Source organism: Collinsella aerofaciens, from assembly GCF_040915425.1.
Taxonomy (GTDB): domain Bacteria; phylum Actinomycetota; class Coriobacteriia; order Coriobacteriales; family Coriobacteriaceae; genus Collinsella; species Collinsella aerofaciens_BW.
In genome coordinates this window covers 1-25731 of record NZ_JBCPDN010000029.1, presented here as the reverse complement: position 1 = coordinate 25731, position 25731 = coordinate 1, and the positions used below count along the sequence as shown (strand labels likewise).

The window sequence follows — 25731 nt, the reverse complement described above, 5'->3', positions numbered from 1 at the left end:
CGCCTCTGGCACTTCAACAACATTGTCGCAGCCCCGACCCGCGGTCACGAGCGGGGGCTCCTGTCGTTTCCGTGCCCTTGGATTGGGTCATAGTGTCTGTTGGTCACGAAACATCGATGAATGCTAATAAAAGCGGCTCAAATCCTGATTTGGATTTGAGCCGCTTGTCGTTACTGCTCGGGCTCTTCGACTTTGTCGATGGCCCAGGTGGATCCGAGGCCACCGGTGGTATTGCGGCGGATGCGCACGGCAACCTCGCGGCGCTCGCCGGCCTGCGTGTAGCGCAGGGGGAAGCTTGCGCGGTTTCGCGCGGCCTCGATGGTACCGCGCTCGCGGGCGATCCAGTAGTACTCGCCGACAATGCCGAGGGTATCGGCGCCGTAGGGGAGATAGGTCGACAGCTGGTGCAGAAGCGGGCCGGGGCAGAAGACCTCGGTTGCGAAATCGATGGGGAAGTCCTCGGGGTTGGTCGGTGCTGCGGGTGCGGGGGTTGGGGCCGCTGCGGGTGCCGAAGCCGGTGCCGGTGCGGGAATTTGGCCGCAAGCAGAGGTGGGCACGGATTCGATGACGGGTGCGGGCTCCGGCGTCGCTTCCGGCTTGATCGTGGAATCTGCGGGCTCCACGGTGACGGGCGCGTCTGCAGCTGCGGTTTCAACCTCAACCTGCGTCGCGTCCTCGTTCTCGACGCTCGACTTTGCTTCGATGGGCGTGGATGCCATGGTGGTGATGCCGGCGTTGGCGTTCTCGGGGTCATAGACGACCGTGAGCGAGATGGCGGGCTGCGGCGTCTCGGGCTCCGGTGTCGACTCAGTAGCGTCTTGATCTGCGGGCTCGTCGGACTGATCGTCCTCGGCCTCGTCGCCAAAGACATCGCTGTTTTGGAACGCAGACGGCTCGGGTTGGTCAGCGGCTTCTTCGGTTGTCGACTTGGGCGCTTCGTTGAGCTCCACAGTGGCTTCCTGCTCGGATATGACTTCGGAATCGGTCGTGGCGGCGATTTCGGTTTCGGCTTCTGCCGTTACCTCAATAGCGACTTCGATCTCTGTCTCGGGCTCGGGTTCCGGCGCGGCTTCAACCATGGCTTCGGGCTCGGGACGCTTAACGTGCTTGGGGCGCACGGCCTTGAGGTCCTTCTCACCGCGCTTTTTCTTTTTGTAGGACTGCTTGGCGCCCTTGGCGGTCTTGGGCTTGTCCTCGCCCTTGGCAAGCGCAGCATCCCAGGCCTCGTTGGCGATGACCGTGGCATACAGGCGGCCGCCTTTAAAGACGGTCAGCTTAATGCAGTCGTCGAGCTCCTCGAGCAGCTCGCGCGTGGACTCGAAGCCCAGGTCATAAGCGGTCATGTCGCCAGCGGCGAGCGCCTCCTCGACCTGCGTCATAAACGTTTGCTTGCCACATCCAATCGCATCGCGCAGCAGGCGATACAGATAGATGTGGTTGCCCAGCGAAAGCGTGGGCCTAACTATTGTCTTGCTCATGGCAAATCTCCTCTTTACACATGTAAAGCATCTTACCATCGCATAGCGTTCGCCATGGCGGCGCCAAGGCAAACGGGCGCGAACCGCTTTCGATTCGCGCCCGTTGTACAGGTCGGTTATCTATGAGAGGCAAACGTGCTTAGTTGCCCGATGCCGTGCCTTGGCTCGAGTTGTCAGATGCCGTGCCGGAAGCGGTTCCGCTCGAGCTGTTGGTGTTGTTACTGTCTGCCGTGCCCGTTCCCGACGTGGTGTCGCTCGTCTGGCCTCCCGTGTTCGGCTGTGAACCGTCAGTCGTTTGGCTTGAGTCGGTCGTGCCGGACGGCGTGCCACTGTTGGCCGTAGAGGAATCGGTGCCCTGCGATTGGTTTTGGGTGTTCGAGGACGAATTGGCAGAGGTAGGACTGTCTTGCGTGTCGTCCGTCTGTGCCTGCTGATCCTGCGACTGGGTGTTGCCAATTGCATCGCTCTCGGTCGTGCGCGACGACAGGATTGGCTCGGGACGCTCGCCCAGACCCTCACCGGCAGTGGTGATAAGGATGGCGCCGGCGCAGGCGATGACCGCGACGATGGCGATAGCGATCGAGAAGACGATGACCTTCTTTTGCGTCTGGCTGCGCTCTGCCGCCGCCTTGGCGCGCAGGCTGTTGGGGGCGACGCGCGCCGTGGTCGCGCGTCCCGCAACCTGGCGCATCTCCTGCGTGGTCGCGGCGCCACCTAGGTGCTCCTCGACATCGGGCTCAACGGGCTCGTAGGCGCCGGCAGGGTAGTCGACAGCGGCATGCGTGCCCTTGATTGCTTCGGCGCTGGCGGAGATAAAGTGGCGATAGACCTGCGAGGACACAACAGTGATGACTGAGCTCACAGCGGCACCAATCACCGAGCCGGCAATGCCGATCTTTGAAGCAAGCGCCACGCTCGTGGCGGCAGCTGCGGCGCCGGCGATGATCTGGGGAATGGAAATGTCGTCAAACAGGCCCTTTTTGGGCGCGATGGCCATGGTCTGTCCGATGGAATGGTTTTCGTGCACGCCGTTGTTGAGCGATGCCGGCGTCATGACGCGCGTGCGTGGCGCGTCGGTGTACTTGGTTGTCATACGGGGTCCTCCCGGTGTAAATCTGCTTCGTTTCGTGTAGCCATCAGGGTACCCACCAGATGTGAATCGTACGTGACATTTAACAGATACCATCAACTCATCAATAGCTCACCAAGTTGGTGGGATGCGGTTACACCCGGCGGTTGAACTACAATAGGGCTTGCTAATTGTTGTGAATGGCGTTTACGCACGGGAGCATTCTTATGAATCTTCACCTTTCTCAGTCTGATGGCTTTTTGCGTGTGGCGGCGGCCTCGCCCAAGATGCGTGTGGCCGATGTCGAGGGCAATGCCGAGGTGGCGCTGGCGGCTGTTCGCGAGGCTACCGAGCGTGGCGTTCGCGCGCTGGTACTGCCCGAGCTTAACCTGACCGGCTATACCGCGGCCGATCTGTTCCATAACCGCACGCTGCTGCATGCCTGCGAAGCAGCGCTGGTGCACATCCTCGATGAAACCCGTGAGCTGCCGATCGTCTTTACCGTTGGCTTGCCCGTTGCGGTGGCTGAAAACATCTACAACTGCGCCGCCGTGTGCTGTGCGGGTGAGCTTTTGGGTCTTACGGCTAAGAAGTATCTGCCCAACTATGGCGAGTTCTATGAGCGTCGCTGGTTTGCTCCGTCGCCTGCGGATCCCGTGTGGGTTGAATTTGCCGGTCAGGGTCCGGTTCCGCTGGGTTCGGGGCTTGTCTACCGCTGCTGTGATGAGGGTGCCGAGGATATGGTGCTGGGCGTTGAGGTTTGCGAGGACCTGTGGGTGCCGGCGCCGCCTTCGACCGAGATGGCGCTTGCCGGTGCGACGGTGATCCTCAATCCGTCGGCTTCGGACGAGATTATCGGTAAGGCGGATTACCGCCGCAGCCTCATTTCCAACCAGAGCGCGCGCCTGTATTGCGCCTATGCCTACGCGGACGCGAGCGAGGGCGAGTCCACGACCGACATGGTCTTTGCGGGCGAGAACCTCGTCTACGAAAACGGCTCCAAGCTCGCCGCGACCAAACTGCTTACCTGCGATATGGCCATCGCCGACGTTGACCTTGACCGTCTGGTTGCTGAGCGCCGTCGCTCGACGACATGGACGCGCGCGGACGATGCGCCGGAGGCCGTGACCGTCGAGTTCTCGTTTGAGGGCTCGCTCGCCGAAGAGCCTGTCCTGCGCGATGCGCTCGGCATAGACCGTGTCTTCCCCCGCGCGCCCTTCGTGCCTGCCGACCATGGTGACCTGGCTGAGCGCTGCGAGACCATCCTCGGCCTGCAGACCGCGGGCCTCAAGACCCGCCTTGCCCATACGGGCACCAAGGCGGCCGTTATCGGCCTTTCGGGCGGTCTCGATTCCACGCTGGCGCTGCTTGTGACCGTGCGTGCCTTCGATGCGCTGGGGCTGCCGCGCACTGGTATCACAGCCGTGTCCATGCCCGGCTTCGGCACGACGCATCGCACCAAGTCGAATGCCGAGTCGCTCGCTCGCGACCTGGGTGTGAGCTTCCGCGAGGTTTCGATCCACGCGGCTGTGGAGCAGCACTTCAAGGACATTGAGCATGATCCGGCCGTGCAGGACGTGACCTACGAGAACAGCCAGGCGCGCGAGCGTACGCAGATTCTGATGGATCTGGCCAACCAGGCTGGCGGTTTTGTCATTGGCACGGGCGACCTGTCGGAGCTGGCGCTCGGCTGGGCTACCTATAACGGCGACCACATGAGCATGTACGCCGTCAACGCGAGCGTGCCCAAGACGCTTGTGCGCCATCTGGTACGCTATGCTGCCGATGTCTTTGGCGGGCGCATTGCCGAGGTCTTGCTCGATATCCTCGATACGCCGGTGTCCCCCGAGCTTCTGCCGCCCACGGGCGACGGCGAGATTGCGCAGAAGACCGAGGATTTGGTGGGCCCGTACGAGCTGCACGACTACTTCCTCTACTACCTGCTGCGTTTTGGCTTTGAGCCGGGCAAGATCTACCGCATGGCGCTCAAGAGCTTCGAGGGCGTCTACGACGCCAAGACCGTCCACACGTGGCTACGTACGTTCTACCGTCGCTTCTTTGCCCAGCAGTTTAAGCGCAGCTGCCTGCCCGATGGTCCCAAGGTGGGCTCGGTGACGCTCAGCCCGCGCGGCGATTGGCGCATGCCGAGTGACGCCAGCTCGCGTCTGTGGCTTGCGCAGATCGACGCGCTCAATCCAGTTGACTAAGGTTGGCTAAATTGAACCAATACGGGGGTTGCAAGCGTTACACTTTTGCAATCTGATGGCCCGTATCGCGCGGCGCTCTTGTCGGAGCGCCGCTTTTTTATATCGAAAGGTGGCACCATGCAGGCATCGCAGCGTCTCGACCGCTTTGGCGCGGAGGTCTTCGCCTCGCTCAACAACAAGCTTCTCGCGCTGAAGGCTCAGGGCAAGACCATTTACAACATGAGCGTGGGCACGCCCGACTTTAAGCCGTACGACCACGTGGTCGAGGCGCTCACGCAGGCAGCCCAAGATCCCGAGATGTGGAAGTATGCCCTGCGCGACCTGCCCGAACTCAAGCAGTCCGTGTGCGATTACTATGAGCGTCGCTTTGGCGTTTCGGGCATTACGCCGTCTATGGTGCAGTCGTGCAACGGCACGCAGGAGGGCGTGGGCCATTTGGGCCTGGCCCTGCTCGATCCGGGTGACACCATTCTGGTTCCCGATCCGTGCTACCCGGTCTTCGAGGCGGGTGCCAAGATCGCCGATGCCAAGCTCGAATACTATCCGCTGGTTGCCGAGCATAATTACCTGCCCTATGTGGCGGGTATCGATCCCGAGGTGGCCGATCGTGCCAAGTATATGATCGTGTCGCTGCCCGCCAACCCGGTCGGCTCGGTGGGCACGCCCGAGGTCTACGAGGAGATCATCACTTTCGCCCGCGAGCACGACCTGCTCATCGTTCACGACAACGCATACTCTGACATCGTGTTTGACGGCGAGCCCGGCGGCAGCTTCTTGCAGTATCCCGGTGCGCTTGAGGTGGGCGTGGAGTTCTTCTCGCTTTCCAAGTCGTTTAACGTCACCGGTGCCCGCATCGGCTTTTTGGTCGGTCGCGAGGATGTGGTCTCGGCCTTTGCCAAGCTGCGCGGCCAGATCGACTTCGGTATGTTTTTCCCGATCCAGAAGGCTGCTATCGCCTGCCTGAACGGTCCGCGCGATGAGGTCGAGGCGCAGCGCCTGAAGTACCAGGAACGTCGCGATGCCCTGTGCGACGGTCTTGAGGGCCTGGGCTGGGAGCGTCCCAACGCGCATGGCTCTATGTTTGTGTGGGCCAAGCTTCCCGGTGGTCGCACCGATTCCATGGCGTTTTGCGAGGAGCTCATGGAGAAGGCCGGCGTTGTGGTGACGCCGGGCGCGAGTTTTGGTCCTTCGGGCGAGGGACACGTGCGCATGGCGCTGGTCCTACCGCCCGATCAGATCGCTTTGGCTGTCGAGGCCATTCGCGAGGCGGGCCTGTATTAGAAACCTATTTCGACTCGTCAATAGCTCGAAACCGATTTCGCGCAGTTATTTTACGAATACTGCAAACAATTTCGGTAAACGGTCGATTTTTGGCTGCGAATAGGGGCATAATCAAAGTCCCGATTGGATGTATTGGGATTACGACAAGCCGCTCGGGTCGTTCCCGGGCGGCTTGTTTGTGGAGAGAGATGGGAGTTTCTAATGGTTAACGAGAAGAAGGTCGCTATTGTCGGCTGCGGTTTCGTCGGTTCGTCTTCGGCGTTCGCACTGATGCAGAGCGGTCTGTTCTCCGAGATGGTCCTCATCGACGTGGACAAGAACCGCGCCGAGGGTGAGGCCCTGGATATCGCGCACGGCATGACGTTTGCCGAGCCGATGAAGATCTACGCCGGCGATTATTCCGATGTCGCCGACGCCGCCATGATCGTCGTCACTGCTGGCGCTGCCCAGAAGCCCGGTGAGACCCGCCTGGACCTGGTCAACAAGAACGTTAGCATCTTTAAGTCCATTATCCCCGAGATTAAGAAGTCCGGCTTCGACGGCATTCTGCTCATCGTCTCCAACCCGGTCGATGTTCTGACCTACGCCGCCATCAAGATGTCCGGCCTGCCCGAGGGCCACGTCATCGGTTCCGGCACCGTGCTCGACACCGGTCGCCTGCAGCAGATGCTTGGTGCCCACGTCGAGGTTGACCCGCGCGATGTCCAGGCCTATGTCATGGGCGAGCACGGCGACTCCGAGTTTGTCGCTTGGTCCAGCGCTCAGGTTGCCGGTGTTCCGCTGAACACCTTCTGTGAGCTTCACGGCCACCTGGAGCATGAGGCTGCCGAGAAGCGCATCGCCGAGGACGTCAAGAACTCCGCCTACACCATCATCGAGAAGAAGCACGCCACCTACTATGGCGTCGCCATGGCCGTCAAGCGCATCTGCACCGCCGTTATGCGCGATGAGCAGACCGTTCTGCCCGTCTCTTCGCTCATGGTGGGCGAGTATGGCCTGTCCGATCTTGCCATCTCCATGCCGACCGTCGTTGGCCGCGACGGCGTTGTCTGCCGCGTCCCCGTGCCGCTGAACGATGACGAGCAGCATGAGCTCACCGTCTCTGCCAAGGCCCTCAAGGACATCATCGACAGCGTCGATTTCTCCTGCTAAATCAAGCTCGCTGGAGCGAAAAGCTACAATGAAGGCGTCCGGGCCCACACGGCCCGGGCGCCTTTTTGGTGCAAGGGGGACAGGTTGCTTTGCACCATTGTTGATGGGAGAGCCATGTCGGATTCGCCTAATTTTTTGACCTATGCCCAGACGGCGTTTGATCCGTTTGAGGAGCGGCCGTTCTGCGCGGTGGATAGCCTCGTCTTTGCGTGGTTGTCCTATTTGCGTTTGCCGGGTGATATGGCGGAGCTGACGAACTGGCAGGGCCTAGACGTACGCGAGCTGCTGCGTGCCGAGTGCTACCGGGACATGATTGACGACTTGTGGGACCCGGAGGGCAGCAGGGCCTTGTTGGAGGCCGTGGCAGCAAGTCCTCGCTACCGTGGCGTGCACGTTTGCGGCTATCGTGCCGTGAGCGATGTGGTGGCGACAGAGCAGTTTGCAGCCATGGCGTTTCGGTTTCCGGCAGGGTTTAGCTATCTTTCCTTCCGGGGGACCGACAGCACGATTGTGGGCTGGAAAGAGGACTTTAACATGGCGTTCCGGTGTCCTGTGCCGGCCCAGGAATCCGCGGCGCGTTATGTGGACGAGGCGGCGGATGCGATTGACGGGCCGCTTTTGTGTGGAGGTCATTCCAAGGGTGGAAACCTTGCGGTGTACGGTGCGGCGATGTGCTCCGATGTCGCCCGTGAGCGAATCGAACAGGCGTATTCCCATGATGGTCCGGGCTTCGTCGAGGAGTTTCTGAACGGCAACGCCTTTGCCGATCTTTCCGGTCGAATCGACAAGACGCTACCTCGGTCGTCGATCTTTGGCATGATGTTCGAGACACAGGAGGACTATGCCATTGTTGAGAGCACCGAGTTCAGCCTGCTGCAGCACAATCCCTTTAGCTGGGTGGTTGATGGTCGCGACTTCGTGTACTGCGAGCGCCTGTCCGCCGGTGCTCGATACGTTGATGGTTCCATTCGCGAGATGCTGCTTGCAGTGTCGCCTAGCGAACGCGAGCGTTTTGTAGATGCGTTGTTCTCCGTGTTTGAGGCTACGGGTGCTGAGCGGTTTGCGGATATCGCTGGGAATCTGCGCGAGAGCCTGCCCGTGATGCTCCAGGCTGCGCAAGGCTTTGACAAGGATACGCGACGCTTTGTCTCGCAGACCATCGTGGCAATCCTTAAATGCGCGCTGCTGCCCAAACGACCCCAGATCGACATGCCCGCTGCCGGCAAGAGTTTGGCAGAACAGCTCGAGGCTTGGCAGTCCGAGCTCCTGCGCTAACCATTGGTGCAAGCAACCTGTCCCCGATGCACCAATCTTCGAAGCGCCTGGGGCGGGCTCGACCGCTATACTGATTCGTGCCGAAATCAATCTAGAACGGAATGCCGTATATGAAAATCAATCATGCGATTCTGCATATCCTGGACTTTGACTCTGCCGTCAACGTCATGAGCCAGCGCGAGCTCGATATCGAGAGCCGTACCGTGCGCAATTTCGTAACCACGCATCTGCGCCGCGCACGCACCTCGGCCGACAATAAACGTGCCACGTTTGCCGAGAACTCTGCGTTTGGCGGCGAGCTCAAGGGCTATTTCTTTGGCGAGCGCGAGTTTGTGGACCTGTCGCAGCAGATTGCGGAGTTTATCTCTTCTGAGCTCACCAAAGCCGAGAAAGCCGAGTCCACCGACGTGCTGGTGGCCGATTTTGACGACGATGAGGATGCCCGCTGGTTTGCCGTGATGCTGCTGGGCTCCAAGCAGGCATTCATGCACGAGGTGGGTCGCGAAGAGGGCGAGGTTCGTAACGACATCGCGCGCCACTATGCCATTCTGCCGAACCCTTCGCAAAAGGTGCCGAGCTATGCAATCGTGCGTGCAAGCACCATGGAGATCGGCTATGTGGATAAGAAGCGCAAGATTGCCGGTGAGGATCGCATGCTCATTCCCGACGGCCTGCTGCAATGCGACACGGGCGTTTCGGGTAAGGAGGTCATCGACACCGTCACGCGTGTGGTCGAGGAAGTCGCCGAAGAGCACGGCGCCAACACGGCCGTAGCGCTCGCCAAGGTCAAAGCCGCCGTTGCCGAGAAGGTTGAGGATGACGAGGAGCTACCGCCTTGGGATATCGTCGATGAGGTCTTTGAGGACGAGCCGGCCATCAAAGAAAGCGTGCGCGCGGCACTGACCGAGGAGAAGGTTCCCGAGCGCGTTCCCGTGGAGCGCAAACAGGTCGAGCGCGCGGCGGTGCGCAATCACAAGATTCGTACCGACACGGGCATCGAGATCAGCTTCCCGGCCGAGATGGGTTCGAACTCCGAGTATATCGAGTTCGTCAACGAGCCCAACGGCCTCATTTCCATCGAGCTCAAAAATATCGGTAGCATCGAGAATCGATAAGTTGCGTTGCGCCTACAGCGAGAAAGCAAAGGCCGAAGCTCCTTGGGGCTTCGGCCATTTTGTTTAGGGATGATTTATCCCGCAGGTTGAGCATACGTCAGCGAAAACGCGGTTTGTCAAAACCGCGTAACTATTAAAGTTGACGTAAGCCCTCTTCCAGTCCGGTCTTGCTGTTGGTCTTCTCGTCGCGCATCTTGATGACGCGGGCGGGGACACCGGCCACGACGGCACCGGCGGGGACATCCTCGACGCACACGGCGCCGGCGGCAACAACAGCGCCCTTGCCCACGCGTACGCCCTCCAGGACCACGGCGTTGGCGCCGATCATGACGTCGTCTTCGATGATGACGGGCGTGGCGCTTGCGGGCTCAACGACGCCTGCCAACACGGTTCCAGCGCCGATGTGGCAGTTCTTGCCCACGGTGGCGCGGCCGCCTAGCACGGCGCCCATATCGATCATGGAACCCTCGCCGATAACGGAGCCGATGTTGATGATGGCGCCCATCATGATGACGGCACGGTCGCCAATCTCGACGCGGTCGCGGATGATCGCGCCCGGCTCGATGCGGGCGTTGATGCCCTTAAGGTCGAGCATGGGCACGGCGGAGTTGCGGCAATCGTTCTCCACGTCGTAGTAATCGATGGAATCGGCGTTGGCGTCCAGGATGGCCTTAAGCTCATCCCAGTCGCCAAAGACGGTCTTGCCGCGACGACCGCCGTAGACATGTGCGTCGCCCCAAGCAACCTTCATGCCCGGCTTCTCGCGCACGTACAGCTTAACAGGCGTCTTTTTGGGCGCGGTGGCGATGTAGTTGATAATCTTCTGTGCATCCATCTCGGCTGCGTTACTCATTTGCTATCTTTCCTTTGGGCGGATTCGGTTGACACCTGGTTAGACAAACATGACCTGGTCGAACGTATAGAAGCCGGGTTCGCGGGTGACGAGCTTCTGCGCGGCTGCCAAGGCGCCGTTGACAAAGATCTGACGACTCGTGGCGCGGTGGGTGAGCGTGACCTCCTCGTCCTGGCCGAAAAAGCTTACCTCGTGCACGCCGGCGACGGTGCCGCCGCGCAGCGAGTGCATACCGATCTCCTTGGGGTCACGCGCGCCGCACATGCCCTCGCGGCCATAGACGGGGTGGTAGCCTGCCTCGGGCTCAGCTTCGACGACGGCATCGAGCAGTAGCTTGGCAGTGCCGCTGGGGGCATCGACCTTTTGGTTGTGGTGCGTCTCGACGATTTCGCAGTCAAAGCCGGGCAGCTCGCGTGTAGCCTGCGCTGCCAGATGGCGCAGGGCTGCGATACCGATGGAGTAATTGCCCGAGTGCATAACGCGGGTGTTCTGGCCCAGCTCACGCAGGCGGTCCATCTGCTCGGGGGTGTAGCCTGTGGTGCCTGAGACCAATGCCGCGCCCGTGCGCTCGACATAGGCGACGACGGCGTCGAAGGTCGCGACGTTCGAGAAGTCGATAATCACATCGGCAGCCGGTGCGTTCTCGAGCTTGCTCAAATCGAAGCCAATCTGGGTCACGATATCAAAAACGGGTTGACCGGCGGCGTCGACAACGCCCTCGGCGGTGGTGCGGATGAGCGAGCCCATGCGGCCCGTTCCCATAATGACGGTCTTAATCAAGCAGACCAGCTCCCTTCAGAGCATCGGTAAGTGCGGCTCGCGTGTCGTCTGCCATGGGGCACAGCGGCATACGGTAGTTTGCCTCGATCATGCCCATCTGGGCGAGCGCTTCCTTGACGGGGATGGGGTTGACCTCGCTAAAGAGGGCATTGATGAGCGGCTGGCCGGTAACCTGGATATCGCGGGCGCGTGCCACGTCACCGTCCAGATAGGCGCGGCACATGTCGTGCACGAGCTGCGGCTGAACATCGGCCCACACGCTGATGGTGCCCGAGGCGCCCAGGCTCATGAGCGGTACGGTAAGCGCGTCCTCGCCCGAGTACATGCGGAAGTCGTCTGACAGCAGGTGGGCGATCTTGGCCGCGTAGGCGACGTTGCCCGAGGCCTCCTTAATACCCATGATGTTGGGGTGCGCGGCCAGGCGTTCTACGTTGCGCTCGCTGATGCCGCAGCCACAGCGGCCGGGGATGTTGTACAGGATGCAGGGGATGTCCACGGCATCGGCGACGGTCTTAAAGTGCTGATAGATACCCTCTTCATTGGACTTGTTGTAGTAGGGGGTGATGAGCAGCAGACCGTCGGCGCCCAGGCCCTGATAGGTGAGCGACTTGGTGAGCATGGTCTGCGTGGAGTTGGAGCCCGAGCCGGCAATGACGGGGACGCGTCCTGCAACATTCTTGACCACGGCGGCGACGACGGAGTTATCCTCGTCGTCGGTCATCGTGGCGCTCTCGCCGGTGGTGCCCAGGGTGAGGATGGCGTCGGTGCCGTTTTGCAGGTGGAAATCGATAAGGCGCTCAAGCGCGTCAAAGTCGACACTGCCGTCCTTTTTAAACGGCGTGACAAGGGCGACGATTGAGCCCTCGAGATTGCGGATATCCATGTTCTTCTCCTTCGCTTCCGCGATCTGGACGCGTTTGTTCCATTGGGCGGCGACTGCTAGGCGCTCGTCCTGAGCGCGACGGCGGGCGCTTTCGGCGCGCGATTTGGCCAGCAGCTCGCGGCCGCACGGCAGCACGTCGAGCGTGGCAAAGTAATCGCCCGGGCGCTCGGCGCGGCGAATGAGGTCTGCCGAGCCATCGGGGCGCAGCAGGACCTCGGCGGAGCGCAGGCGGCCGTTGTAGTTGTAGCCCATAGAGTGGCCATGCGCGCCGGTGTCGTGGATCACGAGCAGGTCGCCCATGTCGATATGCGGAAGCTCGCGGTCGATGGCGAACTTGTCATTGTTCTCGCACAGATTGCCCGTGATGTCGTACGTGTTCGTGACGGTGGCTGCGGTTTTATCGGGACCGTCCGGCTGACCCATCACCGTGATGTGGTGGTAAGCGCCATACATGGCGGGACGAATGAGGTCGACGGCACTGGCGTCCACGCCGATATAGTCCTTGTAGATCTGCTTCTCGTGGATGGCCTTGGTGACCAGGCACCCATAGGGACCCATCATAAAGCGGCCCATCTCGGTGCAGATCGCCACATCGCCCATGCCGGCGGGAACCAGAATCTCGTCGTATGCCGCGTGCACTCCCTCGCCGATGGCGTGAATATCGTTGGCCTGCTGCTCGGGCAGATAGGGGATACCGACGCCGCCGGACAGATTGATAAAAGCGACATGTGCGCCGGTCTCGCGCTCCAGGCGCACGGCAAGTTTAAAGAGGATGCGTGCGAGCTTGGGATAGTAGTCGTTAGTGACGGTGTTACTGGCAAGGAAGGCATGGATGCCAAAATTCTCGGCGCCCTTGGCCTTGAGCATGCGGAAGGCCTCAAAGAGCTGCTCGGTGGTCATACCATATTTGGAGTCGCCCGGGTTGTCCATGATGCCGTTGGAGAGCTGGAACAGACCGCCTGGATTAAAGCGGCAGCTGACCGTCTTGGGGATGGGCCCCGCAACACGCTCAAAGAACTCGATGTGGCTGATGTCGTCAAAGTTGACGATGGCACCCAGCTTGTTGGCGAGCTCAAAGTCGGCAGCCGGCGTGTCGTTGGAAGAGAACATGATGTCGTGTCCCGTGATGCCCAGCGAGCGGGCGATCATGAGCTCGGTATAGCTCGAGCAATCGCAGCCGCAGCCGTATTCGTTGAGAATGGAGATGAGCGCCGGGTTGGGGTTGGCCTTGACGGCAAAGTATTCCTTAAAGCCCGGGTTCCATGCAAAGGCGTCGCGCACTTCTTGCATGTTGCGGCGGATGCCCGCCTCGTCGTATAGATGAAACGGCGTGGGGAACTGCTCGACGATATGCTCGAGTGTCTCCTTGTCCACAAACGGCTGCTTGGCCGCATATGCCTCGTTGGGGGTCAATGCCATGTCCCGTAAACCTCGCTATCCAGACGGCGCCATCTGCGCATCGAATCCGCATAGCGTGGACCCAATGTCCGGATAGCGCTCCCGCATTGCTGCAGACAGTCCTGTGGGTGTTTCCCACAGGCCCACCAGGTTGTTCGTGCCCGAAAAACCCAGTTCGGCGGGTTTCGCCTCCCCACGGGGTCAAAGCCTGCCGGCTCGCCCGCGGCTCTTCGTGCCCGCGCCTCTATCAAGTGGTAAAGACCCTATCACGTTGCACTTTACCAAACAAGAGTATTCGTATATAACGTTTAAAAAATGCAGCAATATGCTGGAAACATGTGTGCCACAATCCTGTATCACAATAAGTTGCAACAGATGTGCCTCACGAAGGGATTCTCTATGACCGAGCTCCAAGAACTCCGTCGCTATCGTCGCGACCTGCATCGCATTCCGGAGCTCGATTTCGATCTTCCTCAAACCATAGCCTATATCGAGGGCGTGCTCGCTTCGCTTGCCTGTGAAGTGACCCATCCCTGCCCCAGCTGTGTTTGTGCTTTCTTCGACGCTGGCACGGGCGCCGCGCATGCCACGGCGATTCGCGCCGATATGGACGCACTGCCCATCGCGGAGGCGACGGGTGCGGCCTTTTCCTCGAAGCATCCCGGAAAGATGCACGCTTGCGGACACGATGGACACATGGCCATGGCCCTTGCGGCGGCAACCTTTGTCGATCGCACGATTCGTGAGCAGCCGGGTGCCATCAAGCGCAACGTGCTCTTTGTGTTCCAGCCTGCCGAGGAGACGACTGGTGGCGCCAAGACAGTTTGCGAGAGCGGTGTGTTCGAGCGCTACGGGGTCGACCGCATTTTTGGCTTTCACGTGTGGCCCGATCTGACTGCGAACACATTGGCGAGCTGTTCCGGCCCGCTGCTGGCGCGCTCGAGTGAGACACACATTCATATTCACGGGACGAGCATCCATATCGCTAAGACCTATGGCGTTCCGGTCGAGGAATCGCACGATGCGGCGCTGGCGGCTGCCAAGTTCTTGGTTGCCGAGCGCGAACTGATGGACGAGCTGGGCACCGACGAACCCTGTATCGGCAAGTTTGGCCTGCTGCAGGCTGGCACCGTTTGCAACGCGGTGGCGGGGGAGGCCCATGTGGCCGGAAGCCTGCGTGTGTTTACGGACGACATGTTCGACCGGGCGCGCGAAGGCGTGCGCCGCGTGCTGGACGATGCCTGTGCCGCAACGGGCTGCACGTATGATCTCGACTTTGCCGAGGGCTATCCACCGGTCGATAACGATCCTGAGTTGTTTGCCCGAATCGCGCCCGCTCTGCCCGAATTGCAGCTCGTGGACGAGCCGCTGCTAATCGCCGAGGATTTCGCGTTCTATCAGCGCCATCTGCCGGGCGTGTTCTTCTTGCTAGGCACGGGCGTGCCAGAGGACCAAGACAACCCGAGTGATTCGGATGGCTGCCCCGCCTATGCAACAAGCGCTCTGCATACCGATAACATGCTCTTCGACGAGGAAATCCTACTCAAAGGCCTCGATGTCTACAAACGATTACTTTCGCTTGACTAAGGCGTGAAGGACTATTTGTTCTAGAAAACACGAACAAACGTACGATATAATAGAGATGTAAGTCTATAGAAACGTTTGACGTTACTAACGTAAGGCGATACTATGATTGCATCGTATAAAGATGAGGATACCGAACGCTTTGCCATGGGTGTGCGGGTCAGGAGGTTCGTGCCCTTTGAGCGTGTTGCGTTGAGGAAGATTCGCCAACTGCAGGTTTGTGCTTCGCTTGATGATCTTCGCGTTCCACCGGGCAACCGCCTGGAAGCTTTGAAGGGCGATCGTGCCGGTCAATATAGCATCCGTGTTAACGAGCGCTATCGGGTCTGTTTTGAGTGGAGACAGGAGATGGCTTGGAATGTCGAAATCGTCGATTATCACAAGTGATGAGACTTCGGCCGATTTGCTGTCGCCGGTGACTCCTGGTGAGCTTCTCAAAGAGGAGTTTCTTGTTCCCATGGGCATTTCTCAATATCGCCTTGCGAAAGAGACTGGGATTCCGGCTCAGCGTATCGGGCAGATTGTCTTGGGAAAACGTCGCGTGACGGCCGACACCGACCTCCGTCTTTGCCGTTATTTTGGCCTGACGGATGGTTATTGGCTGCGCGCTCAGGTGGCGTTTGACCTTGAGGCCGAGAAAAGGCGGATCGAACCGGAGTTGAATAAGATCGTTCCTGTCCAGCAGGCCGCCGCGTTGTAGTGCTCAAAGATATTGAGGTTGGAGTGACGATGGAACGACGCCGACAGACTGCCGTGTATAGTCCGGGTGGGTGCGGGTGCGGTTTGCTGCTGCTTCCGGTCATCGCTGTGAGCATTGGCGTGATGTTTGCGCTTGCTGGACTAGCCGCGGCAGCACTTGTGCTGTTGATTGTGGCCATTGGCGTGACGATTTGGCTCTGCCGCAATCGCGAGCGACGCCGTGCCGACGGTAAAACCAATGTCGGATGGGTCGTATTCCTGGTCATTGCGTACCCGCTGAGTGTCAGCTACCTGGTGTTCTTTGTCCTGTTGATGGTCAGTGCCTTTACCGGGGAATCCGTCACGGTGGGTTGATGCGCTGCCAGCAGACGGTCGCGCAAAGTGCGTTTGCTCGGCGTTTGGATAACTGCATTGGCCGTTTACCGCAGCCTTAGCTCTCAGCTAATGAATTCAAGTTTAATCCTTCCTACGATGTGCTGTGTGCCGGCACGGTAGCCGGATCGTAGGAAGGATGAATAATGGCAAAAGAGGGAAAGAAGCCGATCGGTAAGATTGTCCTAGGCGTCATCGTGGTGCTGGTTATTGTCGGTGCCGTGGGCTCTATGGGCGGCAACTCAACCGATTCGCCTGCGAGCGATTCGGCAAAACCTGCCGAGACGACACAGCAGGCTGAGGAGCAAAAAGACCGCAAGAACCGTATACCATTGCTGACGAGGCTGAAGACACTTCCAATCAGTTTGCCTATAAGATCACGGGCACGCTGACCAATAACACGGACAAGGAAAAGAGCTACATTCAGATTGAGTATGTTCTGTCTGATGCCGATGGCACCCAGGTTGGAACGGCTCTTGCAAACACCAATCATCTGAAGGCGGGCGGCTCCTGGAAGTTCGAGGCGCTGGGTACGGTGTCTCCCGACCAAGTTGCTAGCTGGGAGCGTTCGGACGTAAGCGGTTTCTAGCATGTTGCATGCACTGGGGGAGGTGAAGTCGTATGCCCGATAAAAAGCTGACCGAGGAGTTGCTCAATGAGCTTCTCGATGCGCCGAACATCGATGGCTATATCAGGGAGCACGACTTTGCCGCCCCGTCGCCTTCGGACTACCTGAAGCAGCTGCTGCAGGAAAAGGGCTTGGAGCGCTCGCGCGTGGTTCGTATGGCCGATCTCAATGAGACCTTTGGCTATCAGATCTTTACCGGCGCGCGTCATCCGAGTCGCAATAAGGTGCTGCAGATTGCCTTTGCGATGGCGTTGACGCTCAAAGAGACCAACCGTGCGTTGACGGCTGCCGGGGTAAGCGTCCTTAACTGTAAGGACCGCCGCGATGCGATTATCATCTTTTGCATCGATCGCGGGTGCAGCCTCCAAAAGGTCAACGAGGAACTGTATCGCTTTGGCGAGGAGACGGTGAGTTAGCGGCTGATATCTGAGCCGGCGGAGCTGCCGAACAACGATGCAAACGAACGGGGCGCGGATGCCATGGGGTGTCTGCGCCCTGCGCTATGATGGAGGCTATGGATACTCAGACCCCAACATATTCCGATGACGAGCTGACCGCAGCGCTTGCCGAGCACCTGGCGTCGCTCGGTCGCGACGACAGCTATCGCGTGGAGCGTGTACTTAAGCGCTCGTCCGTTGAAACAACCGAGCTCGTGTACTTTGAAGGAACCGGCGGTGGTTCGCTCGGTCCCTTTGTTCGTAAACGCATCGATGCTTCGGCTCAAATCGGCGGGGCATACGGGCGTCTGTTTGCCGCTCAACGGGCGGGCAGACGTTTTGAGCACCTGCCCAGAATCGTCGATTGTCGTCGTGTGGGCGACGAGCTCAACGTGGTTATGGAATACATCGAAGGGGAGACGCTCGGGGCGCTGGTGGACCGTCTGGGAGCCACCCCCGATTATGCACGTTAATTGTATCCTGTCCTTTGCGACGCCGTGGGCGAGCTCCATGCCGGTTTTGCAATGGCGGGGGAGACGTCGGCGCCGGTGATCCATCGCGACCTCAAGCCGTCGAATATCATCGTGACAGGTGCCAACTATACGCCTGATGACGGCCTGACGTTTTCATCGCTGGTGATTATCGACTTGGGGATCGCGCGCGTATGGCGCGATGGCGCCGATGCCGATACCGTCAAGTTTGGCACGCGACCCTATGCGCCGCCCGAGCAGTATGGGTTTGGGCAGACGAGTGTGCGCAGCGACGTCTACGCACTTGGCGCCCTGTTGTTCTTCTGCTTGACAGGAGTCGACCCTAAACCAGTACTCGACATGCGCGAGCAATGCGAGACGCGCGACATTCCCACTCCACTTGCCGATGCCGTCTGCATGTCGATGGCGCTCGACCCGGTTAAGCGTTTTGCGAGTGCGGAAGCGTTGGGACGGGCTACGCGCGCGGCATACGATCTGAGTCGCCCCGTGCGGCCTCCTGCGCCTGCGCCTGTCCGTACTTCGGCCTCGGAGACGGTGTTGACGCCCCAAGGGCTCCAGAACCCCACAGGGCTTCCTAGACCTGCCGCCTCCGCTGCATGCGGTCTGCTCTCTCGCGTTCCGGAGTCTCTGGGGCGCATTTGGAATACGCTCGTCTGCTTCTCGCTGCTTGTGTTCTTTGCCGGAAGTCACTTTGCCGTCTTTCACCCCACGGGAGCAAACCAAAGCTACCCGACGTGGCTTCTCATAATCGAGTATTTTTTCTTTGTCGATGGCCTTATGGTGCTTATGCATTTTGCGCTGCTCGATAAGCGCCGTCTTCGTCGGCGATTCGCACTGCTCGACAGCTATCGCGGCAAGGAACTCGCGAAGCTCTGGCTCAAGGCATTGGGTGTGCTGCTCCTGTGCATGATCGTCATAGTCGCGGTTGCCAATGCGACCGGCGTCGTCGATACCTCCGCTACCTAAAAGAAAAGGGCCCCATTGGGGCCCTTTGCAGTTGCACTTAGATGCGGTTCATCTGAGCGGCGACTTTGTTGTACCAGTCCTGCCACGTGGGCGGGCAGTACTTTTTGGCTGCTGCCGGGGTAAGGGTGGAGCCGTAGTTGGCGCCCAGATAGGCAACGTGAGCGGAGATGCCCTCGCTCCAGCTGCCAAAGCTGCGCCAACCGCCGCCGCGGGCACTCCAGCCCCAGGCGTTGTAAGAATTGGCGCAATAAGCACCCTTGGTGCTCTCGATGCAGGCGATGGCGGGGGACCAACGGGGATCGACACCGGTATTCCAAGCGGCGACGGCAAAGTTATAGCCCTGGCCTGCCATGGGGGAGCCGGCGAGATAATTGTCGATGCGGCTCGTCCACTCATTAATGAACGAATCGTAATCGGAACTACCGGTATTGGCGTTGTTCACCGTGGTGTCGATGGTGGTGTTGGTGTTGGTGGCCTGGCTGCTGGAATTGCTGCCGCTTACGCCCTCGCCCGAGAGCTTCTCGGCGGCAGCGGCCTTATCGGCCTCAAGCTTGGCGAGCTCGGCGGCATTTTCCTGCTCGGCTTTTGCCTGTGCCTCGCTGCGGAGCTGCTGGGCCTGCGCCAGCGCGTCCTCGGCGTTTTTCTGCTCTGCCTCAAGCTGTGACTTGGCCTGCTGGAGCTCGGCCTTGTTCTGCTCGAGTTCGGTTTGCATGTTATTGAGCTGTTCGATCTCGTCGACGCTCGAGCTCGTGATCTGGTTGGTGTATTTGCAGGTCGTGATGAACTCACCCAGGCTCTGCGCATTGACCAGGAAGCTCACGATGGGATTGGTGCCCTTCTGATACTTGTACAGATCGCGCATGGCGGAGCTTGCCTTGGCCTGCTGCTCGGGAAGCTTGGCCTCGATTTCCTCGATGCTTGCCTCATTGGAGTCAATCTGCTTTTGCAGGTCATCGAGTTTGGTGCGGGCGTCGTTGTAGGCGCTCGTGGCGGCTTCGATCTTCTGCTGGGCTGCGGAAAGCTGGTCCTGCGTTGCCTGCGAGGCGGCATACGCCGCAACGGGGGAGAGCATCGGCGTGGCCGTCAGCGCAACGGCGAGCGCGGCGCTCGTGATGATACGAGCCGGCTTCGACGCAATGAGCGCTGCGGTGCGATGATTCGAATGCTGCATCCAGTCCCTCTGCAATCAATCGTAGGTTATGGTTCGAGGTGTATTCTACTACTGCTTTCGACCTCAACTTGAACCTTAAAGGTCCCAAAGGGTCAAGTTGAACTTGAGGCTTTGGCTTTGACCTGCAGTTATGATGAATTGTTGAGAAACCATAGAGTTCAACTTTAACGTTACAGAGCCCTGTTTGAGAGGAGTTTTGGGCTGTAAAAGCCATCTCAACGTGGGGTTTTATAACTACAGCGTGCCCTTCTGGCGAGCCTGCTCAATCTCTTCGAGGGCCTCGGCGGGGGTGAACGAACAGGTGCCGTCGCCGAGTTTGACTACCTGGATATCGTCGCCGGTATGGACCTCTCCGCCCTTTAGTACCACGCCAAAAACGCCCTCGTGGGGAAAGATGCAGTCGCCGGCGAGATAGTAGATGGCACAGCGTGTGTGGCAGACCTTGCCGATTTGGCTGATTTCGACAAGCACCTCGCTGCCAAGCTTGAGCTGTGTGCCCAAGGGGAGCGAGAGCAGGTTGATGCCCCGGGTTGTGAAGTTCTCGCCAAAGTCGCCCTCGTGCACATCGAGCCCGCGCGCCTGCGCCGTCTGGATAGACTCTGCAGCTAAAAAGGAAACCTGGCGGTGCCAATGCCCGGCGTGTGCGTCGGAGGCGAGGCCAAATTGCTCTATAACGGTGTCGTGCCCGTCGGCGACGGGCGACTTGCGCGTGCCCTTGTGTGCCGACGTGTTGATCGAGACGATGCGGGCGGGTCCGTTGTAGGCGTCGTTTGCCGTGCACAGGGGAGCGGTCGCTTTCGCACGTTCCGCCAGCTCGCGCCTCGCGGCATTGAGGATGGGATTATCGGTCGGATGGTCTTGGGGCACGTGTGCGCCTTTCGCTCGAAGATGTCAATACGCTGAATCCTACAACAACGGTAGGTTCATTGCCCATTGTCATACAACGGTGAGCGCCGTCTTCGTGCTGGCCTTCGTGCTGGACGATTGCGTCGATTGCCATAGATACGGTGGAGCTTTGGGCGCCGGCGGCTTGGCACGCTAGAATAAATCAGTTGCGCAAAGACCGCCCGTTGTGTGGGCAGTTCATGATAGGAAGTTTCCATGGCATTGCAATTTACAGAGCGCGAGTTCATTCCCGTGCTGCTTGGTGGCGACATCAACGCCTATTCGGTGGCGCGCGCCTTCTACGAGGAGTACCAGGTCAAGAGTCTGGTCTTTGGCAAGTATCAGACGGGTCCCGCGTACCGCAGCCAGATTATCGACTACACGCCCAACGTGGATATCGACACCATGCCCGTGATGCTCAAAACCGTCAACGGCATTGCCCAAGCGCATGCCGACAAGACGATTGTCCTTGTGGGCTGCGGCGACAACTATGTCGCTCTCGTGGCTCAAGCCAAGGATGCTCATGAGCTGGCGGATAACATCGTCGCTCCCTACGCGCCCTACAGCATGCTCGAGCAGTGCCAGAAGAAGGAGATCTTCTACGAGCTGTGCGAGAAGCATGGCGTGCCCTATCCGCACACGTTTACCTTTACCAAGGCGATGCTCAATGCTCAGGGTGAGGCGCCTGCCGAAGTGCTCGACCAGATCGATTTTCCTTACCCGATGATTCTGAAGCCTTCCGACGGCATCATGTGGTGGCAGCATGAGTTCGAGGGCCAGAAGAAGGCCTATGAGCTTGCCGACCGTGCCGAGCTGGAACAGGTCATTCGCGATTCGTATGCCAGCGGCTACACCGACGATCTGATCTTGCAGGATCGCGTGCCCGGCAACGACGAGTACATGCGCGTGCTCACCAGCTATTCCGACCGCAACGGTAAGGTCCGCATGATGTGCCTGGGCCATGTGCTGCTCGAGGAGCATCAGCCCCACGGTGTCGGCAACCATGCCTGTATCATTACCGAGCCCAACGACGAGCTCATGGGCGGCGTGCGCAAGTTGCTCGAGGACCTTCACTTTGTGGGCTATTCCAACTTTGACGTAAAGTACGACGAGCGCGACGGCTCGTTTAAGTTCTTCGATTTCAACACGCGCCAGGGCCGCAGCAACTACTACGTTACCAACAGCGGCTTTAACGTTGCCAAGTATGTGGTGGACGAGTATGTGTTCAACCGTCCGTTTGAGCCGGAGTTTGTGACGGCTCAGGACGAGGCCCTGTGGATGGTCGTCCCCATGGGCGTCGTCGACAAGTACGTCAAGGATCCCGAGCTGCGCGCTAAGGTGCATCGCCTGGACAAGGAAGGCAAGGGCGCCGACCCTTCGTTTATGAAGGGCGACTTTGTCTTTAACCGCTGGCTGCGCATGTGGCACACCAAGCTGCGCCACTTTAAGCTGTTCAAGACGTATTACAAGTAGATGAGCGCGGCGCCCGTCCGGTTTGCATCGGGCGGGCGCGGGTATGATACGCGCAATTGCGCAAGCGTCACCAAGGAGGCGGCGATGGAAAAGCTGGGAGTTATCGGCGGCATGGGCGCCGAGGCCACGTCGTATTACTACGACCAGGTGGTGCGTCATACGGCTGCTGCCTGCGATCAGGAACATATCGACATGGTGGTGCTCTCCAAGTCGACCATGCCCGACCGCACGTTGGCCATTAAGACCGGCGAGCATGCCAAGCTGCTGGCGACCATGAAAGAGTGTGCCCAGGCACTCGAGTCGCTGGGCTGTGCGCACATTGCCATTCCCTGCAACACGTCGCACTACTTCTACGACCAGATCCAGTCGTTTACGAAGGTGCCGATTATCCACATGCCGCGTGAGTCGGTGCGCTATGCTCTGGCCGGTGCGGTGATGGGGGAGTGCGAGTTCGACCCCAACCTGAGTATGCCGGCCGAGCCGGTGCACAAGATTGGCATCATGGGCACCGACGGAACCGTGGGCGCGGGCGTCTACGGCCGCGAATGTAAGGCTGCGGGTGTTGAGGTTGTCTATCCCAGCGAGAAACGTCAGAACGATGTGATGTCGCTTATCTACGATGATGTGAAGGCCGGACGTGATCCCGATATGGATAAGTTCGACCGCGTGATGTGGGAGTTCGCCCGTAGCGGCTGCGACCGCGTCATTCTGGCCTGCACCGAGCTCTCGGTGCTGCAGAAGTACCGAGAGATGCCCGAGATTACCCTCGACGCCATGGATGTCCTGGTGCGCGAATCCATCATCCGCAGCGGCGCTCCCTACCGCCTCTAGCTTCCGACCTGCCAAAAAGGGACAGGTTTATTTTGGTAGGTTCTATCTGGTGAAACAGTAAAGGCCTCGGCTCGTTTAGTGCGAGCCGAGGCCTTTTGCGTTGGGCGGTTGCTGTCGGTGGTGAACTAGAACAGGAAGCCGATGGCGATGAGGACGATGCTGACGATGAGCACGGCGATGTCCAGGCCCTTGATGGGGTAGCGCTTGTACGAGCTGGCGCGCGTACGCAGATAGAAGCCGCGCTGTTCTGCCGCCAAGGCTGTGGCATCGGTCTTGCCCACGCTCGAGATGAGCAGCGGCACGCACAGTGGCAACATGAGCTTAAGCTTCTTGATGGGGTTCTTGGTGTCGTACTCGACGCCGCGTGCGGTCTGCGCCTCCATGATGGCGTTCATCTCCTGACCAAACACCGGCACAAAGCGCAGCGCCGTGGTAAAGGTGAAGGCATAGCGATACGGTACGTGCAGCACCTCGACGCAGGCGTTGGCAAGGTCGTTGAGCTTGGTCACCATGAGCATGAGGATGAGTGGTAACGCCACACCCAGCAGGCGCAGGCAGGCCTTCGATCCTGTGACGAGGCCCGTGTCGGTGATAAAGCCCCACACCATGTTGCCATCGCGCACAAAGGCCAGCTGGAGCACCAGCATGATAAGCGCGAGCGGAATCAGCAACTTGAGCAGCGAGAGCAGACGGTCGACGACGCCGGCATAGGCACCCAGCGCAAGGGTGAGTGCCAAAAAGCCCAACAGCGCCACGTAGGTGTCGGACAAGAAGATGCCGACGATGATGGCGGCGGCGAGGCCCAGTTTGACGACGGGATTCAGGCGATGCAGCAGCGTATCGCCCGGCATGTAGTCGATGACGTTAACCACGGTGGACCATCTCCTTGGTAATTCGAACGACATCGGAGACCTCGCTCACCTGCGCAAAAGCGGTCGAGACGGAAGATGCCAGACGGCGCGAGAGCTCAATAACCTGGGGAGGCTCCACGTAGGCACGCCGCATGAGATCGATGTTCGAGAATAGCTCGTGCGTGCGGCCGCGGTCGAGGATGCGACCGTCGGCCATTACCACAATGCGCTCGGCAAAATCCGAGACGACTTCCATATCGTGGCAGACCATGATAACGGCGCAGCCGCGCTCGGCCATGGTGCGCACGGTTTCCATGACGGTCATGCACTCGCGGTAGTCAAGGCCGCTCGTGGGCTCGTCGAGCACGACGATCTTGGGCTCAACCACTACGACGGAGGCAAGCGCCACCATTTGTCGCTGGCCGCGCGAAAGCGAGAAGGGCGCCTCGTCGGCCGGCAAGCCAAAGCGATCGATGACCAGCTGGGCGCGACGCAGGGCCTCGGCGCGGTCCATGCCGCCCAGTTCCAAGCCAAAGGCGACCTCGTCGAGCACGGTGTCCTTGCAGATCTGACGGTCGGGGTTTTGGAAGAGGGTCGCGACCTCGCGGGCAATGCGGCTCGTGGGGACGGCTGCTGTATCCAGTCCCGTGACGCGCACGCTGCCCGAGGCGGGCTTGAGCAGGCCTGTGAGCAGCTTGGTGAGCGTGGTCTTGCCGGCACCGTTCTGGCCGACGATGCCCACGAGCTCGCCAGGATAGAGCGTCAGGCTAAGGTCGTGTACGGCGGCGCCGCCATTGGGATAGGCAAACTCAACATGGTCGAAGGTGAGTACGGGTTCGGCGTCCTTGGCATGAGGACGCAACGACGGTGCATGCGGGGAACCGGTGGGCGCCTGGGCTTCGATGGCTGCGTGTGCGGGGTCGACGATGCCCGAAATCAGGCGTTCGGCCTCATCGACATCCAAGCAAGGGGTACCGCTTACCAGACCATCGGCCTCGAGGCTATTGAAGATACGCGTGACGCGAGGGCAGTCGACGCCGATGGCACGGAGCTCGTCGGTATGTGCGAAGACCTCGTGTGGCTCGCCCTGCAGCGCGATTTCGCCATGGTTGAGCACGAGCACGCGGTTGCAGTACTCCGAGAGCAGGGCGACCTTTTGCTCAACGACGACGATGGTGATTCCAAGTGCGCGGTTTGCCTCACGCAGCGTCTCGAAGACCAACGTGGAGCTGGCGGGGTCGAGTGCCGCGGTGGGCTCGTCGAGAACCAAGACGCGCGGGCGCATGGCGAGGATGGCGGCGATGGCTACCTTTTGCTTCTGTCCGCCCGAGAGGGTTGCGATCTCGCGGTCGCGCAGGTCGCTGATGCCGACGGTCTCGAGCGTTTCGCTCACGCGCTGCTCGATCTGGTCGTGGGGAACGCCAAAGTTCTCGAGGCCAAAGAGCATCTCGTCCTCGACGACCGAAGCGACCATCTGCGTGTCGATATCCTGCAGCACACTGCCGACGATTTGCGACACGTCGGTGAGCGAGACTTCGCAGGTGTCGTGGCCGTCGACCATGACGGACCCAAAGAACGTGCCGGTGTAGTGGTGGGGCACGGCGCCCGACAGACAGGCGGCAAGCGTGGACTTGCCGGCGCCCGAGGGCCCGATGATGCCGATGAAATCTCCCTTGTTCACGCTGAGCGAGATGTGGCTGAGCGCCTGCTCGGTCTGCGTGCCATAGGAGAACGAGACATCGTCGACGTTGATGATCGTTTCCATGGATACCTTTCATAGTCATTGGGTGTTCCTATAGTTTTGTCAACCGTCGGGGCTACTCCCGGTAGGGCACCCGGTCGCGCATCACGG

At 59.9% G+C, this 25731-nt stretch carries 25 protein-coding genes and 1 riboswitch; of the genes, 16 read left to right on the top strand and 9 right to left on the bottom strand.

Annotated elements, in window-relative coordinates; all coding sequences use genetic code 11:
• Window positions 1–170 precede the first annotated feature (170 nt).
• On the bottom strand, window positions 171–1478 hold the full coding sequence (locus AB5164_RS05480; protein ID WP_368142758.1) for a hypothetical protein: 1308 nt from the start codon (window positions 1476–1478) through the stop codon (window positions 171–173).
• A 139-nt stretch (window positions 1479–1617) separates the two neighbouring features.
• Window positions 1618–2571 carry a hypothetical protein gene (locus tag AB5164_RS05475; RefSeq protein WP_368142759.1) on the bottom strand — a complete coding sequence of 318 codons (954 nt, stop codon included), beginning with the start codon at window positions 2569–2571 and terminating at the stop codon, window positions 1618–1620.
• Between the two features lie 203 nt (window positions 2572–2774).
• Between AB5164_RS05475 and AB5164_RS05470 the strand changes: the two genes are divergently transcribed.
• From AB5164_RS05470 to AB5164_RS05450, 5 genes are all read left to right on the top strand, one after another.
• Window positions 2775–4754 carry an NAD(+) synthase gene (locus tag AB5164_RS05470; RefSeq protein ID WP_368142760.1) on the top strand — a complete coding sequence of 660 codons (1980 nt, stop codon included), beginning with the start codon at window positions 2775–2777 and terminating at the stop codon, window positions 4752–4754.
• A 117-nt stretch (window positions 4755–4871) separates the two neighbouring features.
• The gene (locus AB5164_RS05465; RefSeq protein WP_152067790.1) at window positions 4872–6035 is read left to right on the top strand and encodes a pyridoxal phosphate-dependent aminotransferase; all 1164 of its coding nucleotides are present in this window, start codon (window positions 4872–4874) and stop codon (window positions 6033–6035) included.
• A gap of 201 nt (window positions 6036–6236) precedes the next feature.
• On the top strand, window positions 6237–7187 hold the full coding sequence (locus tag AB5164_RS05460; protein ID WP_022094138.1) for an L-lactate dehydrogenase: 951 nt from the start codon (window positions 6237–6239) through the stop codon (window positions 7185–7187).
• Between the two features lie 114 nt (window positions 7188–7301).
• On the top strand, window positions 7302–8462 hold the full coding sequence (locus AB5164_RS05455) for an Mbeg1-like protein (RefSeq protein ID WP_368142761.1): 1161 nt from the start codon (window positions 7302–7304) through the stop codon (window positions 8460–8462).
• Between the two features lie 110 nt (window positions 8463–8572).
• Complete coding sequence (locus AB5164_RS05450; RefSeq protein WP_368142762.1) at window positions 8573–9577, top strand: nucleoid-associated protein; 1005 nt, start codon at window positions 8573–8575, stop codon at window positions 9575–9577.
• A 133-nt stretch (window positions 9578–9710) separates the two neighbouring features.
• On the opposite strand, the gene dapD is transcribed toward AB5164_RS05450, so the two are convergent.
• The 3 genes from dapD to dapA are packed head-to-tail and all read right to left on the bottom strand — an operon-like array spanning window position 9711 to window position 13512.
• A complete protein-coding gene (dapD, locus tag AB5164_RS05445) occupies window positions 9711–10430 on the bottom strand; it encodes a 2,3,4,5-tetrahydropyridine-2,6-dicarboxylate N-acetyltransferase (RefSeq protein ID WP_368142763.1) in 720 nt (239 codons plus the stop codon).
• 39 nt (window positions 10431–10469) lie between these two features.
• Window positions 10470–11210, bottom strand: a complete 741-nt coding sequence (gene dapB, locus AB5164_RS05440; RefSeq protein ID WP_368142764.1) for a 4-hydroxy-tetrahydrodipicolinate reductase — start codon at window positions 11208–11210, stop codon at window positions 10470–10472.
• Window positions 11203–13512 (bottom strand): 4-hydroxy-tetrahydrodipicolinate synthase, encoded by a 2310-nt coding sequence (gene dapA, locus AB5164_RS05435; protein ID WP_368142765.1) that lies wholly within the window; start codon window positions 13510–13512, stop codon window positions 11203–11205. The genes dapB and dapA overlap by 8 nt, the downstream gene beginning before the upstream one ends.
• A 65-nt stretch (window positions 13513–13577) precedes the next feature.
• Window positions 13578–13746: riboswitch (Lysine riboswitch) on the bottom strand.
• Window positions 13747–13890: 144 nt separating this feature from the next.
• Here dapA and AB5164_RS05430 point away from each other — a divergent pair.
• From AB5164_RS05430 to AB5164_RS05390, 9 genes are all read left to right on the top strand, one after another.
• Window positions 13891–15078 carry an amidohydrolase gene (locus tag AB5164_RS05430; protein WP_368142766.1) on the top strand — a complete coding sequence of 396 codons (1188 nt, stop codon included), beginning with the start codon at window positions 13891–13893 and terminating at the stop codon, window positions 15076–15078.
• 102 nt (window positions 15079–15180) lie between these two features.
• On the top strand, window positions 15181–15462 hold the full coding sequence (locus tag AB5164_RS05425; protein ID WP_006234335.1) for a type II toxin-antitoxin system RelE/ParE family toxin: 282 nt from the start codon (window positions 15181–15183) through the stop codon (window positions 15460–15462).
• On the top strand, window positions 15434–15775 hold the full coding sequence (locus AB5164_RS05420; protein WP_055309779.1) for a HigA family addiction module antitoxin: 342 nt from the start codon (window positions 15434–15436) through the stop codon (window positions 15773–15775). Before AB5164_RS05425 ends, AB5164_RS05420 begins: the two co-directional genes overlap by 29 nt.
• An 83-nt stretch (window positions 15776–15858) precedes the next feature.
• Window positions 15859–16128: a hypothetical protein gene (locus AB5164_RS05415; RefSeq protein ID WP_368147877.1), complete on the top strand. Its 270-nt coding sequence runs from the start codon at window positions 15859–15861 to the stop codon at window positions 16126–16128.
• Between the two features lie 164 nt (window positions 16129–16292).
• On the top strand, window positions 16293–16538 hold the full coding sequence (locus tag AB5164_RS05410; RefSeq protein ID WP_368142768.1) for a hypothetical protein: 246 nt from the start codon (window positions 16293–16295) through the stop codon (window positions 16536–16538).
• On the top strand, window positions 16478–16735 hold the full coding sequence (locus tag AB5164_RS05405; protein ID WP_368147878.1) for an FxLYD domain-containing protein: 258 nt from the start codon (window positions 16478–16480) through the stop codon (window positions 16733–16735). Before AB5164_RS05410 ends, AB5164_RS05405 begins: the two co-directional genes overlap by 61 nt.
• 32 nt (window positions 16736–16767) lie before the next feature.
• Entirely contained in the window at window positions 16768–17190 is a 423-nt protein-coding gene (locus AB5164_RS05400; protein ID WP_368142769.1) for an XRE family transcriptional regulator, read from the top strand.
• A 98-nt stretch (window positions 17191–17288) separates the two neighbouring features.
• Window positions 17289–17684, top strand: a complete 396-nt coding sequence (locus AB5164_RS05395; RefSeq protein WP_368142770.1) for a serine/threonine-protein kinase — start codon at window positions 17289–17291, stop codon at window positions 17682–17684.
• 75 nt (window positions 17685–17759) lie between these two features.
• Window positions 17760–18668 carry a serine/threonine protein kinase gene (locus tag AB5164_RS05390; RefSeq protein WP_368147875.1) on the top strand — a complete coding sequence of 303 codons (909 nt, stop codon included), beginning with the start codon at window positions 17760–17762 and terminating at the stop codon, window positions 18666–18668.
• A 37-nt stretch (window positions 18669–18705) separates the two neighbouring features.
• Here the strand turns inward: AB5164_RS05390 and AB5164_RS05385 are convergent, their stop codons facing one another.
• Together AB5164_RS05385 and AB5164_RS05380 are read right to left on the bottom strand one after the other, a co-directional pair.
• Window positions 18706–19839: a coiled-coil domain-containing protein gene (locus AB5164_RS05385; protein ID WP_006234328.1), complete on the bottom strand. Its 1134-nt coding sequence runs from the start codon at window positions 19837–19839 to the stop codon at window positions 18706–18708.
• A 234-nt stretch (window positions 19840–20073) separates the two neighbouring features.
• Window positions 20074–20706 carry an MOSC domain-containing protein gene (locus AB5164_RS05380; RefSeq protein ID WP_368142772.1) on the bottom strand — a complete coding sequence of 211 codons (633 nt, stop codon included), beginning with the start codon at window positions 20704–20706 and terminating at the stop codon, window positions 20074–20076.
• A gap of 234 nt (window positions 20707–20940) precedes the next feature.
• On the opposite strand from AB5164_RS05380, the gene AB5164_RS05375 reads away from it, so the two are divergent.
• Complete coding sequence (locus AB5164_RS05375) at window positions 20941–22197, top strand: carboxylate--amine ligase (RefSeq protein WP_368142773.1); 1257 nt, start codon at window positions 20941–20943, stop codon at window positions 22195–22197.
• An 84-nt stretch (window positions 22198–22281) separates the two neighbouring features.
• Window positions 22282–23028, top strand: a complete 747-nt coding sequence (locus tag AB5164_RS05370) for an aspartate/glutamate racemase family protein (protein WP_368142774.1) — start codon at window positions 22282–22284, stop codon at window positions 23026–23028.
• A gap of 125 nt (window positions 23029–23153) precedes the next feature.
• On the opposite strand, the gene AB5164_RS05365 is transcribed toward AB5164_RS05370, so the two are convergent.
• Together AB5164_RS05365 and AB5164_RS05360 are read right to left on the bottom strand one after the other, a co-directional pair.
• Window positions 23154–23900 (bottom strand): energy-coupling factor transporter transmembrane component T family protein, encoded by a 747-nt coding sequence (locus AB5164_RS05365; RefSeq protein ID WP_368142775.1) that lies wholly within the window; start codon window positions 23898–23900, stop codon window positions 23154–23156.
• Complete coding sequence (locus AB5164_RS05360; protein ID WP_368142776.1) at window positions 23893–25644, bottom strand: ABC transporter ATP-binding protein; 1752 nt, start codon at window positions 25642–25644, stop codon at window positions 23893–23895. Before AB5164_RS05360 ends, AB5164_RS05365 begins: the two co-directional genes overlap by 8 nt.
• Between the last annotated feature and the right edge of the window lie 87 nt (window positions 25645–25731).

Bases quoted from the DNA above. Each gene is read 5' to 3' on its own strand.
- dapD (WP_368142763.1), bottom strand. From the start codon at position 10,430: ATGAGTAACGCAGCCGAGATGGATGCACAGAAGATTATCAACTACATC.
- AB5164_RS05360 (WP_368142776.1), bottom strand. From the start codon at position 25,644: ATGGAAACGATCATCAACGTCGACGATGTCTCGTTCTCCTATGGCACG.
- AB5164_RS05470 (WP_368142760.1), top strand. From the start codon at position 2,775: ATGAATCTTCACCTTTCTCAGTCTGATGGCTTTTTGCGTGTGGCGGCG.
- AB5164_RS05370 (WP_368142774.1), top strand. From the start codon at position 22,282: ATGGAAAAGCTGGGAGTTATCGGCGGCATGGGCGCCGAGGCCACGTCG.
- AB5164_RS05410 (WP_368142768.1), top strand. From the start codon at position 16,293: ATGGCAAAAGAGGGAAAGAAGCCGATCGGTAAGATTGTCCTAGGCGTC.
- AB5164_RS05430 (WP_368142766.1), top strand. From the start codon at position 13,891: ATGACCGAGCTCCAAGAACTCCGTCGCTATCGTCGCGACCTGCATCGC.
- AB5164_RS05420 (WP_055309779.1), top strand. From the start codon at position 15,434: ATGTCGAAATCGTCGATTATCACAAGTGATGAGACTTCGGCCGATTTG.
- AB5164_RS05460 (WP_022094138.1), top strand. From the start codon at position 6,237: ATGGTTAACGAGAAGAAGGTCGCTATTGTCGGCTGCGGTTTCGTCGGT.
- AB5164_RS05425 (WP_006234335.1), top strand. From the start codon at position 15,181: ATGATTGCATCGTATAAAGATGAGGATACCGAACGCTTTGCCATGGGT.
- AB5164_RS05395 (WP_368142770.1), top strand. From the start codon at position 17,289: ATGGATACTCAGACCCCAACATATTCCGATGACGAGCTGACCGCAGCG.
- AB5164_RS05455 (WP_368142761.1), top strand. From the start codon at position 7,302: ATGTCGGATTCGCCTAATTTTTTGACCTATGCCCAGACGGCGTTTGAT.
- AB5164_RS05375 (WP_368142773.1), top strand. From the start codon at position 20,941: ATGGCATTGCAATTTACAGAGCGCGAGTTCATTCCCGTGCTGCTTGGT.
- AB5164_RS05385 (WP_006234328.1), bottom strand. From the start codon at position 19,839: ATGCAGCATTCGAATCATCGCACCGCAGCGCTCATTGCGTCGAAGCCG.
- AB5164_RS05465 (WP_152067790.1), top strand. From the start codon at position 4,872: ATGCAGGCATCGCAGCGTCTCGACCGCTTTGGCGCGGAGGTCTTCGCC.
- AB5164_RS05400 (WP_368142769.1), top strand. From the start codon at position 16,768: ATGCCCGATAAAAAGCTGACCGAGGAGTTGCTCAATGAGCTTCTCGAT.
- AB5164_RS05480 (WP_368142758.1), bottom strand. From the start codon at position 1,478: ATGAGCAAGACAATAGTTAGGCCCACGCTTTCGCTGGGCAACCACATC.
- AB5164_RS05450 (WP_368142762.1), top strand. From the start codon at position 8,573: ATGAAAATCAATCATGCGATTCTGCATATCCTGGACTTTGACTCTGCC.
- dapA (WP_368142765.1), bottom strand. From the start codon at position 13,512: ATGGCATTGACCCCCAACGAGGCATATGCGGCCAAGCAGCCGTTTGTG.
- AB5164_RS05475 (WP_368142759.1), bottom strand. From the start codon at position 2,571: ATGACAACCAAGTACACCGACGCGCCACGCACGCGCGTCATGACGCCG.